Raw genomic sequence first — 14,744 nt, 5'->3', positions numbered from 1 at the left:
AGGGCTCTCCGTATCTCGTCCAGGCTCCATCCCGCCGCCACGGCAAGTTCCTCGATGGAATCGTGCATCATGTAGAGACGCAGCATCGGACCCACGTGCGCTTTGTCAGTGAGGTCGTCTTTGAGGAAGCCGTTGGCCACGTATTCGGCGAGGGCATCGCAGCGGCGAGCACCGCGGCGGCTTATTCGTTTCATTTCTCATCCTCATCAGCTGCGGGCGCAGTGGGATCTGGTCTCCCCGTTCGGCGACCGAAGGCTGCAGCGAAGGCCTCGAACACTCGCGGCACGTCTTCCGGGCGGGCCCGCCACAACGCGGTGGTAGCCACAATGATTACTGCGGCAGCGAGCACCAGAACCGGCAGCTGCACCCAGAACACCGTCCAACCGCTGCTCGCCAACACGGCAGACACGGTATCGACCGACATGAACACCCTTCCGAAACGACAAAAGGCCCCCGGCATGATGGTGAATTCAAGGGGTCGTCGCAACACTGCCTGCTTTTAGCGGGTAAGTAGATCACGCAGACGCTCGGCTGGGGTTTCCCAGTCGAGCGTTTTGCGTGGACGATCGTTGAGTTGGTGAGCGACGTGTTCGAGGTCTTCGGGACCATAGACACTCAGATCGGTGCTTTTCGGGAAGTATTGGCGCAGTAACCCGTTCGTGTTCTCGTTGGTTCCGCGTTGCCAAGGACTCGCCGGGTCGCAGAAGTAGACCGCCATGTCGGTGGCCATCGAGAACTGCTTGTGCCTGGCCATCTCGGCGCCCTGGTCCCAGGTCAGCGACCCGCGCAGGTGGGTGGGCAGGGTCGAGATCGTCCGGATCAAGCCGTCACGGACGGTTTCGGCGTCGTGACCGCCGGGCAGGTGAACCAGCATCGTGTAACGGGTGGACCGTTCCACGAGGGTGCCGATGGCCGAACCACCGTCCTTGCCGATGATCAGATCGCCTTCCCAATGGCCGGGCACCGCACGATCTTCGACCTCGGCGGGCCGGTCACTGATCATGATCATCGCATCGACGAACCGGTGGGTGCGCTGATCTGATTTGCGATGCGGTTTCCGCCGGGTCCGTCCAGTTCGCAACGCTTGCGCGACTTCACGTCTCAGCCCGCCACGGGACTGGAAGTAGAGGGCTTGGTAGATCGTTTCGTGGCTCACCCGCATACTCTCGTCGTCGGGATAGTCCCTGCGGAGCCGGTGACAGATCTGTTCGGGAGACCGCTGCCGTGACAAACCATCGACCACCCACGCCCGCAAAGCCTGGTTGGTCACCAGTTTGGACCCCTTCGGACGCGCCCGCGCATCCGCGGCAGCCTTGTTCGCCTGATAGGGCAGGTAAAGCCCATCGATCCGGTGCGCCCGGACCTCCCGCGACACCGTCGATTTATGTTTACCGATCCGTGCCGCGATCCCCGTCAACGACTGCCCGATCAATAGCCCATCGGCGATATCGAGGCGGTCCTGCAACGACAGGTACCGGTCACTGATCGAAACAGGCTCGACACCAACGGGTTTGATCACCGCAGATGTGTACCGGCTTCCGGTCGTGTAGTCCACCACCGTGCCGTCGGGATGAATCCGCTTGTCCCCGGACCTGCGTATCCCAGCCCGCCAATCCCGGGCAGTTCGTTCGTTCACCCCGACCTCGCGAGCCGCCCGCGCCACCGACCACCCCGAGGCGATCAGCTCACTGAACCGCCTCTTGGCGTCGGGTTTGCCGCGAACTATCGGACCCACGCCGATCAGGCCATCGGCAACCAGAAAACGGCGCGCCACCGAGAAGGCCACCCCAGCGGTCTCGGCCGCCCGGTTCACCGATCCCGTCGCCTCGAACACCGACCTGATCAACTCCGGGTCCGCCGCCCGGGACGCACCCCTGGGTTTGCCCGCTGCACGACCCTGCGCACGCAGGATCGCATAGCAACGCCCCCGCCCGATCCCCAACGCCTCAGCTGCTTGCCTCACCGGGACCCCGGCATCGGCCAGCCGGGCCAGCTGATCACCGAACTGAACCAAATCCTCCGAAAACGACACGGTCGCCGCAACCTCTCACATCGAGAGTGTTGCGACGACCGCATGAACCCAAGGATCGCCGAGGGCCTTGATCTGTAGACACGAAAAAAGCTCCAGCCATGTGGCCGGAACTTTTGGCGGGCGTGAATGTGCCCGATGAACGGGAACATTAGCGTGCCGTCGGAGTCCGGTCAAGTGCTACTCAAGCTGCGAAAACGCTTGCCCCCCAGCCGTATTAGTCCGGATCGCATTTTCGTAACGCCTATACAGCTGTCAGATGTATGCGCTGGTCAACCGCGATCATCCCGGGAAAGTCACCTCGGCGAGGTCCTTGTCACTGCGCAGCCCACGCCAACTCGGATGACGCAGCCCTTCCCCGGTGAACTCACGAAATTCGATGTCGCCGACCAACTCCGGGCGCACCCAATGCACACCCCCGCCGCCGCCACGGCTATGGCCATGACCGCGGCCGGCGGCCGGAGCACCGAACGGCACGACGGTGGTGGCGAGTTCATCGAGCCGGGCTCGCAGGCTACGGCGAGCGGCCATGGTGAAGCCGGTGCCGACGTTGCCGATGTAGGTGAGCCGCCCAGCCTTGTCGTGCGCGGCCAGAACCAGGGACCCGAACGTCGGCGCCATCATCCCGGTGCCGGAGATCCACCCGACCACGATCGCCTCGGCGGTCTTGCGGATCGGGGTCTTGATCCACGTCGGCGACCGTCGACCCGGGTGATAGGCCGCCTCGATCTCCTTGGACACGATCCCTTCCAGGTGATGCTCGCGCGCGACCTCGAGCATCCTGTCGGCGGCCACCTCCAGCCAGTAAGGCGGGACGCTCACCAACCGGCCCGGCAGATCCAGTCCGTCGAGATGGGCGCGGCGGGTCAGGTACGGCAGCACGGTGACGTCCTCGCCATCGACCGACAGCACGTCGAACCCGTAGAACTGGACCGGCACCGAAGCGATCAACTGCGCCGTCGGTCGCACGACATGCATGCGACGTTGCAGCAAACCGAACGACGGCGCACCCGAGGAGGTCTGCGCGATCACCTCGCCGTCGAGAATCAACGCCCGACCGCACGCCGACTCGGCCAGCGCCGCGGCGAGCTCCGGATAGGAGTCGGTGATCTCGCGCTTGTTTCTGCTGTACAAGCGACATGCTTCGCCTTTGCACAGGGCGAGGACGCGGACGCCGTCCCATTTCATCTCGATGGCCCAGTCAGCCGTGTCCGGTGGCCGCCCTGCGACGGCCAACATCGGCGCCGGCACTGCCATCACAAGATCAGCGTATATCCAGCTATCGATAAGAAAGCGTGCACCGCGGGGGCTAGGCTGCCTGTGTGCGGTAGTCGCAGCCGTGGCAGTACCACGCAGGTTCACCGGCGATCCGGGCCGCGTGCAGCATCTCCCCGCACTCACCGCACAGCAATGGGCGGTCGTGCGCCCATCGGTCGATCGCGTCGACGAGAGCGACGCCTCGACCTTCGATGGTGAACAGTTCAACGGAGCGGTCATAGAGCCACATTCGTTCGCTCTCGCCTTCCAGCGCCCAGATGCGTGCGTGCTCGACCAGTTCGTCGAGGTCGTCGAGCGCGATCTGGGTGATCATGACGCCCAGGTTCGGCACCCGGATGTGGGACTCCAAACGAAATCTGGCCACTACAGGTCTCCAGGGTCCGTATCGGCCGGGATCAGCGAGGACACCTTCGCGGGGAAGGGATAGGGGCCCGGCGCATCGACCTCGACCGACTCGACGAGCGCGGTCTCACCGTCGATCTCGAGTACCTGGAACACCGACACGCCACCGGGTGCCAGCAACACATGTTCTCCCACGTTCACCATTCCGCGCCTCTCCCGAGCGACCGATCGGCATGTGGGATTATCGCACGTATGTTCGAGTATTGGAGTGATGAGTTCTCGCAACCGCTCCGGCGTGTTGTCGACCCGCCCAAGCAGGTACTCGTCGACCTGAGCATCGCGATCGCACCGCAAGGCGCGTTCCGCAAAGACGAGGTATCGCTGCGCATCAAGCAGGCCGGCCTCGACCTCACCGCCGTCGTACCGGGCTGGCTCTATGCGTGGGCGCAGTGCACCGACGGCTCTTGGATCGGGTTGATCGGGTTCGCCATCCCAGCGGGTCAGAAAGGGCAAGGGCGAGTCGAGACCAAGCAATGGTGCGCGAGCCGAGCTATATCCGAGCGAGACAGCCCGAACCGGCGCGGCCGATAGTCCTAGCGTTCTGGCCACCGAAAGAACAAACAACCAAAGCCTCGCTGGAAGTGAGGCCGAAACGCTGCCGGGCCCGCCCGGTCCAGGCGGCTACCCGCGCTGCACGTTCTCCCGGAAGTACTGGTTGTTGTTGCCCATCATGTTGCCCGCCGGGTTGTACTGAGCGACGACGTATTGCCCGCCTTCTCCGCCGGTGTTGCAGGCGACCCCGACCCCGAGCTTCGTGCTGGCCTTCCAAACCACCTGTGTGAAATGCCCGGTCTGGCTGGAGAACCCGGTCGGTGCGTCGAAGTCATAGTCCTTGATCTCGTCATACCACGCTTTCGTCGCCGAGAAGCCGGTGTGCCGGCCGCCCCACATAGCAGCGAGGTTCTCGCCGTTGCCCGAACCCTTCGAGTGCTCGAAAATCTGGGTGTCGGCCAGATGATCGGCCCACCTCTGGGCCGAAGCCGACACCGCCGGATCGAGCACCATTTCCGGCGAGCCATGTTTTGCTCGGTACTGGTTGTGGGCGTTGAGCATGTCCTGCGCGAACGACGCCCCGCCACACGTGGAGTCCACTCCGGCGGTGGCCTCACCCGCCCCACCGACGGCGGCAGCCATCAACACAGCCACACAAGCAGACAAAAACCGTCCACGACGCATATCGATCTCCCGAGCGAGTAGGCAAGACGAGCAGGAAGCCAACGACGAATCAGAGACCCCACCGGTGAATCCGGCAGGGGCACTGAGATGTTCGGCGATCAACCTACCGTTGCTGCTGGCTTCGGTGCGAGAACTCCCCCATAGCCAGCCTGCTGGTTTCCGTGATGGACGCCCGGCTGTCGGCGTCGAGCAAGACTGCCACAGCAACGAACACTCCGCCCACCAGAATTGGCAACGAGATCTGCGACCTGTCCACTACACCGACGATGACCGAGGCCACCATCGCTTCGTTCAAACCGACCACACCGGCAGTCGAGGGGCTCAGATGGCCCATCGCGCACCAGTACAGCACGAAGCTTCTATCGCCGGTCAGAACTGTTGCTCGACAACCACATTGGATTGGACTTTTAGCTGGTCACGATCATTCCGGACGCGACGATGCAGTGCAACAGCTCAGTTGGGCTTGAGTTGGCTCTCCGCCGACGAGTCCGGGCTCGCCGATCAGCTGTTGTCCGGCGGACAGGCCCTCGGAGCAGTCGCACCGATGGCTCCGACTCGTGCCGAGTGCGTGTTCCCAGAATCGGCCGTATCCGCTCGCCGCCTGATGCTCAGCAGGGGGGTTCCGGTAGTAATCGCCGAAAAAGCAACGAATTTGCGTAATTCGTTGGTGGCGAGCTTGTTTGGTGCTCAATGGTGCCCTCCTCAGCGTGACTTTTCTCGCCGATGTTCCCGGACCCCCGTTTTAGACTGGCGACGTGTTTTGGCTGATCTTGTTGGTGCCGTTGGTCTGCTGGCTGCTCGCGGCGCGAGCGCCCCGCACCCGGTGGCGCGTGGGTGCGGTGTTGGCGGTGCTGACCGTGGCCGAACTGGGTGTGGCGTACGGGGGCTGGCGAGTGCGCCACTTTCAGCACAGTCTCGAGGTGCTGATGATCGCCGCCGGTGTCGTGGTGCTGCTGGCGGGACTGATCTGGGACTGGGCCGATACAGACGGTGGTGGGGTCCAGCACTGGATCGCCCGGGTGCTCGGCGGGCTGTACGGCGTACTGGCCCTGTTCGTGCTGCTGTACTTCGTGCTGGGTGACCTCGGCGTCTTCGCGGAGGACCCAGCCTACGGAGGCAAGGCCGTCGCGACCCCCGACGCCGAACTGCTGCTACCCCTGCCAGCCGGTCTGACGGTCGCCGACCACACGACCAGCTGCTCCAACACGAGGAGCTACTGCATGCGCACCTTCGCCATCGCCGCCGCCGACGGCACGCCCGATGATCAGGTGGCCGGCCGCTTGCTCGCTCATCTGGGTGATTCCGGTGGCTGGACATTCGGTTCCGCGGGCGAGGAAAGGCTCGCCGACTGGAGCGGTACCCGGTGGCGCGCCTGCCGCACCGCGGGCTGGTGGCTGGATCGCCAGAACGAGAACGTCTCGGTCTTCGCCTTCACCCCCGGCATACCCCACAACCGATTCGCCCCGGCGCGGGCGGCCGTCACCGTTGAATTCATGTTCTCCCACACCCAGGTCTGCGAATAGCGCGGGCGGACCATCTTCTGATCGGCTAGTTCCCCGCTGGAATCGGATTCGCGATTCTCACAAACGATCTTGGTCTCAACAGGTCAACGCGTCACCGACGATAACTGATCAACCCCAGAAGATCGGGTCGCCACTGTTGTCGATGTGATCGAGCAGGTCCTGAACGTGAGGGCTCGGCTCCAAGAGCCGGTAGCGGTGAAATTTGAGGTGTCGGTCCCGCCAATACAGCGTCCACAACCCGGTTTTCTTGGTGTAGTGCAGGCGGGCGATCGGGAATCGTGTCCATTCCGGGCCGAAGTCCTCGCGCCATGGTGGTCGGCATTCGCAGATCGTGACATGGCGCGGCGAGACGTCGCATTCGACCCGAATCTCGTGGCGATATTGTTCGGGAACTCTGCTGGCGCAGTACTTCACGATCCGGGCGACATCGAGTTCGGGAAGTCCTGTGGTAGCCATGCCGGCCATCATGCCAACCACCCCTGATGGCTGGCGCGGTTGAGCGGCACCGGGCAGTCGGTGTTGATCAACTGCCAGACATAGTGTTTCGCGATCAGACGCAGCGTGACCGGGATGGACGCGAAGGGCAAGCTGGTGGCTTGGGCAGCGGCTTCGAAGATCGCTTCGTTGAGATGCCATCGGTCGTCTCCGAAGCGAGACAACCGAGCCGGGTCGGTCCCTGGCCGCAGTTCACGGTTCAGCAGGACCAGAGTGTCGTCCTGCGGCAACTGGCTATCGGTCCCACCGGCGGCGGACCAGAGGTTTTCGCGCGCAGCATTGGTGTTGGTCATCGCAGGTCGAGCTCCCTATTCAGAAACCGCTCCACCAGGGCTCGGTCTGCGTCAGTCGCCGCAGCACGAGCATCGGTCACGTCGACCGCGTCGTGCCTGCTGAGCAGGTCGGCGAGTTGGGCGTGTGGTAGTCCGAATCGCTGGATCCAGGTCAAGGAGGTCATCTCCGTCTTGCGGGTTTCCAGCCGGTCGTGGACGAGCACCTGAATTGGCAGGTGATGCGGCAACGCCCGCGCGCAGGGGCAGCTCAGGCATTGCATGAACGAGGCCCGACAGGTCTCGCCGGCGGCAGCGTTGGGACTGGCGCCGTCCTCAACGCAGGCCGCCATCACGGTGTCGAGTTCTCCCGCGATCAGGCGGTTGAGCGTTGTCGTGTCGATGCCGTGCTCGGCGGCGACTGCGTCGGGGTCGCTGCGAGCCTGCGCGAGGTCAGCTGGTGTCAGGTGCGCGATGACCATGCGGGCACGAGCCTTGTCGACCTCTTCGACCAGGGCCTTCGCGACGACTTTCTGATAGTCGGCCAGACTGCCGCGGTTGCGTGAGAGGTAGTCGTCGGCCAGTGTCTTCTCCCGATGAGCAACCGGCTTCTGGTGTAGCTCCAGGTAGGTCAACTGGATGAGGTCCATCCGGACGTGCAGCGGCAGATGATTGCCGTTGCCGTCCTTTCGGTCGGACATGAGATTGTGCGACCGACTCCAAGGGCCGTACCAACTGTCCGGATCCGCTGGCCGCAGCCCTCGCGTGCTTCCGCGGCCGCCTCCGGTGCGGTGATATCCGACGAAAAGCTTTGTCGTGCCGATTAGTTCGCGCGATCGGGCGGTCAGCTCGAGCATCAGCGCGTAGACACCGAACGGGGTGTGAAGTTCGTCTCGGGACAACAACTGGTCCGGGCGATCGGGAATGCTGATCCAGTCCGGAACCTCCGATAACGCGAGGTTCATGTAGGCGTGGCGGCCGCGGCGGGGTTTGCGAGTGTCGAGGATTGCGGTGGCCGGCCGCCCGGTGTGCCCGTCTGCGCGGTGATGCGCCACCTTGATGTCGACGATCACACTGCCGTTCTGACCGGTCATGACGGCGAGCAGAATCGCGCCCGCCATGGCCTCGCTTGCGGTGAGATGGAGCTGGCCGACGATCTCAGCGGTCGAACCGTGCCGCAGCACCCAATTTCGTGGCGCTCCGACAGTCTTGCCGGACGCAGGTTGGTTGCGGGGAACGTCAGCGTAGCGATCGACATACTCAAGCAACTCCAGGCGCCGGGCAGTGTCGGTCAGATCTCCGGCCCGATATTGCTGAAGCATGCCCCTGTTGCGGCGGATCCGTTCTGCCGCTGCGCGCAGCTCTGTGCGGGCGGCAGCGGCGATCCGTTTGAACTCCCCTCGGCTGTAGCTGGTCTTGCCGTCACCACGGATCCGCGAGGGACTGCGCTCACGCAGTTTGACCACCATCGCATCGCTGACACCGTCACCGCGCCGGAGAAGTCCTTTCAGTAGATAGAGGTCATTCGAGACATCTTTTACCGCAGTTCGGCGGTTACGGACGAAACCGTCGATGTCTTCTGGCATGAGATCAGCCAAGCTGCCGGGCGGGTCGGGAAGCGTTGCCAGGTACTCGGCAAACACATTGATTGCGCGAAACAGGTGCTGGAAGGACTTGATGGAGGTCAACCTGCTGCCGGGCGCTGTCAGGCGCGCGAACGCGACCACCAAACCTCGTTGCATCTGCGGGGAAACCGGGAGTCGATCGAAATCGAAATCGACGTATTCACTGCCGTCCTTGACGAAGCATCGGACCACCCTGCTGTCACCGAGCAGACCTCGGGCAGTGGCGCCTCCCGTGCCGGGCAGGGCGGCCTTGCGTCCGCGCCGGCTCATCGCGCGACAGCCGGGTCGTTGAGCACCCGCGGATGCCCCGCGAGGGCTTCGGCGACGAACTTGTCGATGTCCAAGCCGTCGACCTGGGCAAGCAGGACCTCCACCGACAGGTTCTGAAACGGCTCCAAGTACACCGATTTCGTGGTCTCGACCCTTTGATGTCCCAGGACGGTCTGCACCAGATCCCAGGTGTCGCCGAACTGCTCACGGAAATCGCGGGTCTCCTCCTCATCGAGGTGCCCGATCTGCTTGGCGTAGATCAGCTTTCCGACCGAGAACCACCGCAGAGCTGCGCTGTGCCGCGCCATATGGGGTGTCACATGGAAGTTGGTCAACCCCAGCGACGCGATGCGCTGGTCGGCGGCATCGAAGGTGTGGTGCCAGCCGTGCGGATCACGCGGTAGTCCGTCCTCGTTCAACCACAACCACAGCGGCTCCAACCCCGCGGGGGTCTCGCGGAACATTCTGCGCCGCACAGATGGACGAATCATGCTCCAATCACGCACCACCCACCCGCTGGCCTCCGCATCGGGCATCACCACCGACCCGCGACGCCGACCGGTGTCGACCACCATCAGCCCCGGCAACCGCTCATAAGCACCAGTGGATTGCGCCTGGCGGACCGCTCGTGCTCGAGCGCCCTCGACATAGGCCCAAACCGCGCTCAACGACCGCCGAGGGATCCAATACGAGTGTCCGTAACCACCTTTGGCGCACTTGTCGGCCAACTCACAGGTGTAGAAGCCGCGCCGCGCTTCCAGCTGCGGCAGTTCCGGCAGCACCACACTCGCCCATTCGCTCAGCCGCAGCGCGGTGCCGTAAAGCCCGTCGGCGAACGCCGCGTCACGCTGTTCGTTCCTGCCACGCCACGACCGATCCCGCCGCCCCGATAGATCCCGGCCCCGCAATCCGACATCACGCCACCGCGTCCAGGCAGCCGGATCCAGCCACTTCACAGACGCTTCCCGCTTCGCTGTCGGAAACTCCACCCCGGCGAACACGTCGACAACATCGGTGTAGCGGCCGGACGCCCATTTGTAGAACTTCTTGCACGCCGCAACATCCTTCGCGAACGTCGACGTCCGCACCGTCGCTACGTTCGCTGGATCGGTCAGCCGCCAGAACTCGAAGTCCTCGGCATGCTCCTCATCGGCCTGCCACCACGGACAACCCCGTGCCTCCAGAAAGTTCAGCCACAACGCCAGCGAACGCACGTAGTCACGCCGCGTGTTGTCCGCCAACACCCCGAACTTCGCAGATGCCAGGAACTGGTTCATCCGCACATCGGGAAACCCTCTCGGCCCCAACAGAAACCACTGGTTGTGACGAACACCCAACCCCCGCGCCCACAACCCGAGATCCTGCGCGACACCGCCGAGACCGTCCGGCAACTCAGGCCACGATCGCTCCAGATCGAACCGATGCACGGCCCAATACCCGATACCCACTATCCAGCTTCTCCTCGATGATCTGGTCATCGAACCACAACAGAAGAGTGGCTATAGAACGAAGCCTGGACCCAACAGGACCATGCCGACAGCCAGTTCGGCGAATGTTCGCTCCCAGTCCCACGCGGTCGTTGATAAAAGAGGCGCGCTCAACGCCCCGGCTATGACCAGCTGCAGCCCAACCGACGTGGTCGGATCACGATGGCGAGACTCGCGGGCGACCAAAACGATCAAGGCAGTGACCGCGCCCGCACTGCCGAGCGCCAGACCGCAACCGATCAGTGCCTTGTCAGTGCTGATCTCGGCGCCCGGTCGTGCGGAAACCAGAACGATGGCGGCGATCAGCAGCAGCAGCTCGCCCACGACCCGAATATTCACCGTGCGCCGCCTGGAGAGCACGGCGAGCAACAGCAGCATGATCGGCGAAGCCAGATGCAGCGCCACAACCACCGGCGCTGGCCCGATCGCCAGCGCCGCGGCGTACAGCGAGATGTTCACGGCCTCGAGCAAGCCCAGCTGTAGGTAGGTTCTTGGGTGTGAGCGCAGCTGACGCCAGGGGCGCCAACCAGCGACCGCGGCGATGACCAGCAGCGGCGCTGCGGCGCCCACTGCCACGAGCGGTCCGGCCCGACCGGATCCCAGCAAGGCAAGACACGCGCTGAAACATCCCCACAGGCTTGTCGCCGCTACGAGCACCGCTGTTGCCGAGGTTCGGCTCGCGCCAACCTGCCACACGCCTACCTCCCGTTGCGGTCGAGAGCCCGAGTCTCCGCCGCCCTAACGCCTCGAACGAGTGCTGGCGACGACGCGACCGAAAAGCGTTGCACACTCCAGTATTCCAAGGACGAAGGCACAGCGCCCAGAACACCGACACCGCCGTGCAATACGGGATGGGCAAACCCATCACAGCAAACTACCCGACCTGCTGATGCTGCTACGGCACCTCGAGTTGACCGACCACGCCTGGCGACGAACTCACCCCGCACCACCACCGCCGGTAAACCCCGCCACAGCCGGCTGCACCTGGGCAGCCTGCGCCACGACATCGCCCTCACTTCAACAACTCTCGCTGGGATGGGGCTCGCATCCGGCGAACGTATCGGCGATGTGGTGGCCGAGGCGGCGCTGTCGACGAACGTCCTCACTATCGAGTGCGTGGCGATCGACTCCACGGTTCCTTGTTACCAAACAACCTTTGGCTAGCGGGCAAGCCTGCCCAGGATCGGCAGAAGCGCGCCGCCGGAACACCGCCCGGTGCGAGCGGTTCGATTCCCGGGTCGGGCAACCGCGACCCCCACCACTGACCCGATGCACTGACCTTACTCGCACCACCACGATCGCAGCCGCGGTCGGTGTTGCTCGCAATCACTTGTGTCCATCCACCTTTGGGTACAGCCGTACCCGCCTCTTGTCGACGAAGGAGATCACTCATGGCCGTCATCACTGCTATCGAGACCGTCACCCGCGAGCAGTACTTGCAACGGCAATACACCGGCGCCGCCGGGCCGACCCCCGCGATCGAGGACTCCGCGCTGCTCGAACGCTGGCGTGCGGAGTTCCCGGACTGGCGCGGCAAGTACTGGGCCTTCACCACCGATGACCGCGACGTGCTGCGGCTGCGCCCGATCAACGTTGTCGCCGCCCAGGCCGCCTGACCCCGGTTCTATTGCCATGATCCCGGTTCTTGTTGCCCACCACCCATTTTCGGCGAGGCAGCCCATCCGTACGCCGTGGGCTGTCCAGCCGCCTGATTGTCAGGAGTACTAATGCCCGGTACCGAAAGCGCCACAGCCACAGCTGTCCTCGACCCCGACACCACCATCGAGCCCGATATACGACCCGACGTTGACGAAGGCGACCTGCCTGCGATCGAGGCCAGGTATATGCGGCCCGAGGAACTGGTGATCGCCGAGAATGTCCGCAAAAGCTTCCAGATCGGGGATCATCCCGAGCAGGTCGCCTCGATCAAAGAACGCGGCGTGAAGGATCCGATCAACGCCACCCGCGAGGCCGACGGTTCGGTGTACGCCGATGACGGTCAGGTCCGTATCCTCATCGCCCGCCATGTAGGGACACCGCGGGTTCCGGTGTTGATCACCGACGCGCCGGTCGGGCTCAGTGACAACGAGCGTCGCATTGAGCGGACTCTCGATCAGATCAATTTCAACGAGCGCCGGATCCCGCTCACCAAGGCCGACTACGCCGGAGGGATCACGTTGATGCTCGACCTCGGCGCGAGCGTGACCCGCGTGGCGAAAGGGCTGCAAGCCAAACGGGAAGACGTGAAGAATCACGCCAAGATCGGGGCGTCACCGACTGCGACCGCGCTGTTGGAAACCGATCAGTTCAGCCTCGACCAGCTCGCGGTCATCGGACACTACGAAGCCCTCGGCGACACCGACGCCGTGCAACGGTTGAACCAGACGACACGATCGATGTTCGCCCACGAGGTCCAACGCATCCTCGCCGAACGCGCCGCCGAACGCGCCCGCATGGAAGCCGCACTGCCCTACGGCGCCTACGGGTTCGGAATCCTCACAGCCGAACCCGACACCAGCAGCACCGACGCCGAGTTCATCCCGGCCGAACTGCTGGTCTCTGCCGATGGTGAGTCGGTCACGATCGAGCAGATCAACGCCGACCCGACCCAGTGGGTGGTGTATCTGCATGTCGAGGAGAACGGGCAACTGGTCGAGAAGAACACCGGCGCGTTCGTTGAACCCGACTCTGTCGATTGGGATGGTGTCGGCGAATCCGCGGAGAATCTGCTCGATCCCGAATTGGTCGAGTGGCGTGATCGGTGGGTGCCGTTCTGCTACCTGCCCGCCGATCGGTTGCCCGACAGCGGTTTCCAGCTACATCCCGTCACGACCACACCGCCCGAGGACGGCAGCGGTGAGGACCACGCCGCCGCCGAGGCCGCCGCTGCGGCAGCGGCACAGGCGGCGGCCGACCGTGAGCATGCCCGCCGGCACCGCGCCCGGGTGATCGAGCTCAACATCCGAGGCGAGGCGTCGAAGGAGCGCCGCGATGGTGTGCTGATCGACTTCTTTACCCGCCGCACCCCGCATAACCTGGCCGCTGCGTTCGTGGCCAACTCCATTGCCCACGCACTGGATACCGCCGATTTGCAGAAGGTGCTGCACATCCTGGGCGTGGGCGGCACCCGTGAAGCGCTGCTCGAGGCCATCGAGGCCGCGACACCGGCGCGGGCGTGGGTGATCGTCACGGCGATGATCGTCGCCAAGCACGAAACCGTCCTCGGTAAGTCCCTGTGGCGCAACCACACCGCCGCGACCGAGCGGTATCTGCATTTCCTGGCCGAGGCCGCCGCCGGACTCGACTTCGCCCTGGTGGACGTCGAACTGGCCGCCGCGGGAGACATCGACTACCTCGACATCGACCTCGCCGCATAACACCAGCCCGATCACCGAGCACGGCGTCATCGGTGGCCCCTCACGGTCAACGCTAACGCCGAGGTGAGTGCCCGATTTCTGTCCTCATCAACACCATTCGAAGGAGTAGTAATGGCAGGCGATACGACGATCACAGTGATCGGGAACATCACGGCCGACCCCGAGTTGGCTGTGACGCCATCGGGAGTTGCGGTCACCAATTTCACGGTCGCCTCGACCCCGCGGTATTTCGATCGCAACGCCAACGAGTGGAAAGACGGCGAGGCGTTGTTCATGCGCTGCAACGTTTGGCGAGAAGCCGCCGAGCACGTCGTCGAGTCGTTGACTCGCGGGGCGCGAGTGAGTGTGACCGGTCGACTCAAGCAGCGCAGCTACCAAACTGCCGAGGGCGAGAAGCGCACGGTCGTAGAGCTCGAGGCCGACGAGGTCGCCGCCTCGTTGCGCTACGCCACCGCCAAGATCACCAAAGCCAGTCCACGTGGCGGCTGGAACACCGAGACCCCGAAGAACTCTCGGGCGATCTCTGATGACCCGTGGGCATCGTCGACGCCGCGCGAATCAGCATTCGCCGGTGTAGGAGCCGACACGGAACCCGGCTTCTGAGCTGACGCCTCGCCTTCCCGATCGGGTAGATGAGCGGGAGTCATCGAGTGGGTAGGGATGCCCGTCTGGCCGGTCGTCCAGCCCGACGAGGGCTACCAGACCGTCGGCCGACACGGCGGGGCCCGCGCCCGGCACCACCGAATTTCCCTCCCGCCCATCCTCACCCGGCGGTGGGTTCGGAAATTCGGTGGTGCACGCCCCGGCGCGTTC

At 64.2% G+C, this 14,744-nt stretch carries 17 protein-coding genes; 5 read left to right on the top strand and 12 right to left on the bottom strand.

All coding sequences use genetic code 11. The features are described from left to right. Positions 1-190: 190 nt before the first annotated feature. From OHA42_RS17665 to OHA42_RS17645, 5 genes are all read right to left on the bottom strand, one after another. On the bottom strand, positions 191-400 hold the full coding sequence (locus tag OHA42_RS17665) for a hypothetical protein (protein ID WP_406238443.1): 210 nt from the start codon (positions 398-400) through the stop codon (positions 191-193). A 99-nt stretch (positions 401-499) separates the two neighbouring features. After that, complete coding sequence (locus OHA42_RS17660; RefSeq protein WP_406239224.1) at positions 500-1,636, bottom strand: IS30 family transposase; 1,137 nt, start codon at positions 1,634-1,636, stop codon at positions 500-502. Between the two features lie 675 nt (positions 1,637-2,311). Continuing rightward, positions 2,312-3,286, bottom strand: coding sequence for a non-homologous end-joining DNA ligase (gene ligD / locus OHA42_RS17655; RefSeq protein ID WP_406239438.1), 975 nt, complete (start codon positions 3,284-3,286; stop codon positions 2,312-2,314). 52 nt (positions 3,287-3,338) lie between these two features. Then, positions 3,339-3,671, bottom strand: coding sequence for a hypothetical protein (locus OHA42_RS17650; protein WP_406238441.1), 333 nt, complete (start codon positions 3,669-3,671; stop codon positions 3,339-3,341). Then, entirely contained in the window at positions 3,671-3,853 is a 183-nt protein-coding gene (locus OHA42_RS17645; protein ID WP_406238439.1) for a hypothetical protein, read from the bottom strand. The genes OHA42_RS17650 and OHA42_RS17645 overlap by 1 nt, the downstream gene beginning before the upstream one ends. Before the next feature lie 48 nt (positions 3,854-3,901). On the opposite strand from OHA42_RS17645, the gene OHA42_RS17640 reads away from it, so the two are divergent. After that, positions 3,902-4,240, top strand: coding sequence for a hypothetical protein (locus tag OHA42_RS17640; RefSeq protein ID WP_406238438.1), 339 nt, complete (start codon positions 3,902-3,904; stop codon positions 4,238-4,240). A gap of 90 nt (positions 4,241-4,330) precedes the next feature. On the opposite strand, the gene OHA42_RS17635 is transcribed toward OHA42_RS17640, so the two are convergent. Both OHA42_RS17635 and OHA42_RS17630 read right to left on the bottom strand, forming a co-directional pair. Next, entirely contained in the window at positions 4,331-4,855 is a 525-nt protein-coding gene (locus OHA42_RS17635) for a CAP family protein (protein WP_406238436.1), read from the bottom strand. 133 nt (positions 4,856-4,988) lie between these two features. Continuing rightward, positions 4,989-5,219: a hypothetical protein gene (locus OHA42_RS17630; RefSeq protein WP_406238434.1), complete on the bottom strand. Its 231-nt coding sequence runs from the start codon at positions 5,217-5,219 to the stop codon at positions 4,989-4,991. Positions 5,220-5,640: 421 nt separating this feature from the next. On the opposite strand from OHA42_RS17630, the gene OHA42_RS17625 reads away from it, so the two are divergent. Next, the gene (locus tag OHA42_RS17625; RefSeq protein ID WP_406238433.1) at positions 5,641-6,408 is read left to right on the top strand and encodes a hypothetical protein; all 768 of its coding nucleotides are present in this window, start codon (positions 5,641-5,643) and stop codon (positions 6,406-6,408) included. A 108-nt stretch (positions 6,409-6,516) separates the two neighbouring features. Here the strand turns inward: OHA42_RS17625 and OHA42_RS17620 are convergent, their stop codons facing one another. From OHA42_RS17620 to OHA42_RS17600, 5 genes are read right to left on the bottom strand one after another with little or no spacing between them, the layout of a single operon-like run. After that, positions 6,517-6,864 carry a DUF3024 domain-containing protein gene (locus OHA42_RS17620; protein WP_406238430.1) on the bottom strand — a complete coding sequence of 116 codons (348 nt, stop codon included), beginning with the start codon at positions 6,862-6,864 and terminating at the stop codon, positions 6,517-6,519. Between the two features lie 8 nt (positions 6,865-6,872). Continuing rightward, positions 6,873-7,196 carry a hypothetical protein gene (locus OHA42_RS17615; protein WP_406238428.1) on the bottom strand — a complete coding sequence of 108 codons (324 nt, stop codon included), beginning with the start codon at positions 7,194-7,196 and terminating at the stop codon, positions 6,873-6,875. Further along, a complete protein-coding gene (locus tag OHA42_RS17610) occupies positions 7,193-9,067 on the bottom strand; it encodes a hypothetical protein (protein ID WP_406238426.1) in 1,875 nt (624 codons plus the stop codon). The genes OHA42_RS17615 and OHA42_RS17610 overlap by 4 nt, the downstream gene beginning before the upstream one ends. Beyond that, complete coding sequence (locus tag OHA42_RS17605) at positions 9,064-10,515, bottom strand: site-specific integrase (RefSeq protein WP_406238424.1); 1,452 nt, start codon at positions 10,513-10,515, stop codon at positions 9,064-9,066. Before OHA42_RS17605 ends, OHA42_RS17610 begins: the two co-directional genes overlap by 4 nt. 51 nt (positions 10,516-10,566) lie before the next feature. Next, positions 10,567-11,130 (bottom strand): hypothetical protein, encoded by a 564-nt coding sequence (locus OHA42_RS17600; RefSeq protein WP_406238422.1) that lies wholly within the window; start codon positions 11,128-11,130, stop codon positions 10,567-10,569. 815 nt (positions 11,131-11,945) lie between these two features. On the opposite strand from OHA42_RS17600, the gene OHA42_RS17595 reads away from it, so the two are divergent. The 3 genes from OHA42_RS17595 to OHA42_RS17585 all read left to right on the top strand — a co-directional run bounded on the left by OHA42_RS17595 (position 11,946) and on the right by OHA42_RS17585 (position 14,534). After that, positions 11,946-12,170, top strand: coding sequence for a hypothetical protein (locus OHA42_RS17595; protein ID WP_406238420.1), 225 nt, complete (start codon positions 11,946-11,948; stop codon positions 12,168-12,170). 111 nt (positions 12,171-12,281) lie between these two features. Continuing rightward, a complete protein-coding gene (locus OHA42_RS17590) occupies positions 12,282-13,931 on the top strand; it encodes a hypothetical protein (protein ID WP_406238418.1) in 1,650 nt (549 codons plus the stop codon). 111 nt (positions 13,932-14,042) lie between these two features. After that, on the top strand, positions 14,043-14,534 hold the full coding sequence (locus tag OHA42_RS17585; protein WP_406238416.1) for a single-stranded DNA-binding protein: 492 nt from the start codon (positions 14,043-14,045) through the stop codon (positions 14,532-14,534). Positions 14,535-14,744 lie beyond the last annotated feature (210 nt).

The organism is Nocardia sp. NBC_01009, from assembly GCF_045208035.1.
GTDB lineage: Bacteria > Actinomycetota > Actinomycetes > Mycobacteriales > Mycobacteriaceae > Nocardia.
The sequence above is the reverse complement of the archived record's forward strand: the minus strand, read 5'-3'. Positions and strand labels throughout refer to the sequence as shown.

Excerpts from the sequence above, each read along its gene's own strand:
- ligD (WP_406239438.1), bottom strand. The coding sequence starts at position 3,286 with ATGGCAGTGCCGGCGCCGATGTTGGCCGTCGCAGGGCGGCCACCGGAC.
- OHA42_RS17645 (WP_406238439.1), bottom strand. The coding sequence starts at position 3,853 with ATGGTGAACGTGGGAGAACATGTGTTGCTGGCACCCGGTGGCGTGTCG.
- OHA42_RS17640 (WP_406238438.1), top strand. The coding sequence starts at position 3,902 with ATGTTCGAGTATTGGAGTGATGAGTTCTCGCAACCGCTCCGGCGTGTT.
- OHA42_RS17630 (WP_406238434.1), bottom strand. The coding sequence starts at position 5,219 with ATGGGCCATCTGAGCCCCTCGACTGCCGGTGTGGTCGGTTTGAACGAA.
- OHA42_RS17620 (WP_406238430.1), bottom strand. The coding sequence starts at position 6,864 with ATGGCTACCACAGGACTTCCCGAACTCGATGTCGCCCGGATCGTGAAG.
- OHA42_RS17615 (WP_406238428.1), bottom strand. The coding sequence starts at position 7,196 with ATGACCAACACCAATGCTGCGCGCGAAAACCTCTGGTCCGCCGCCGGT.
- OHA42_RS17610 (WP_406238426.1), bottom strand. The coding sequence starts at position 9,067 with ATGAGCCGGCGCGGACGCAAGGCCGCCCTGCCCGGCACGGGAGGCGCC.
- OHA42_RS17595 (WP_406238420.1), top strand. The coding sequence starts at position 11,946 with ATGGCCGTCATCACTGCTATCGAGACCGTCACCCGCGAGCAGTACTTG.
- OHA42_RS17590 (WP_406238418.1), top strand. The coding sequence starts at position 12,282 with ATGCCCGGTACCGAAAGCGCCACAGCCACAGCTGTCCTCGACCCCGAC.
- OHA42_RS17585 (WP_406238416.1), top strand. The coding sequence starts at position 14,043 with ATGGCAGGCGATACGACGATCACAGTGATCGGGAACATCACGGCCGAC.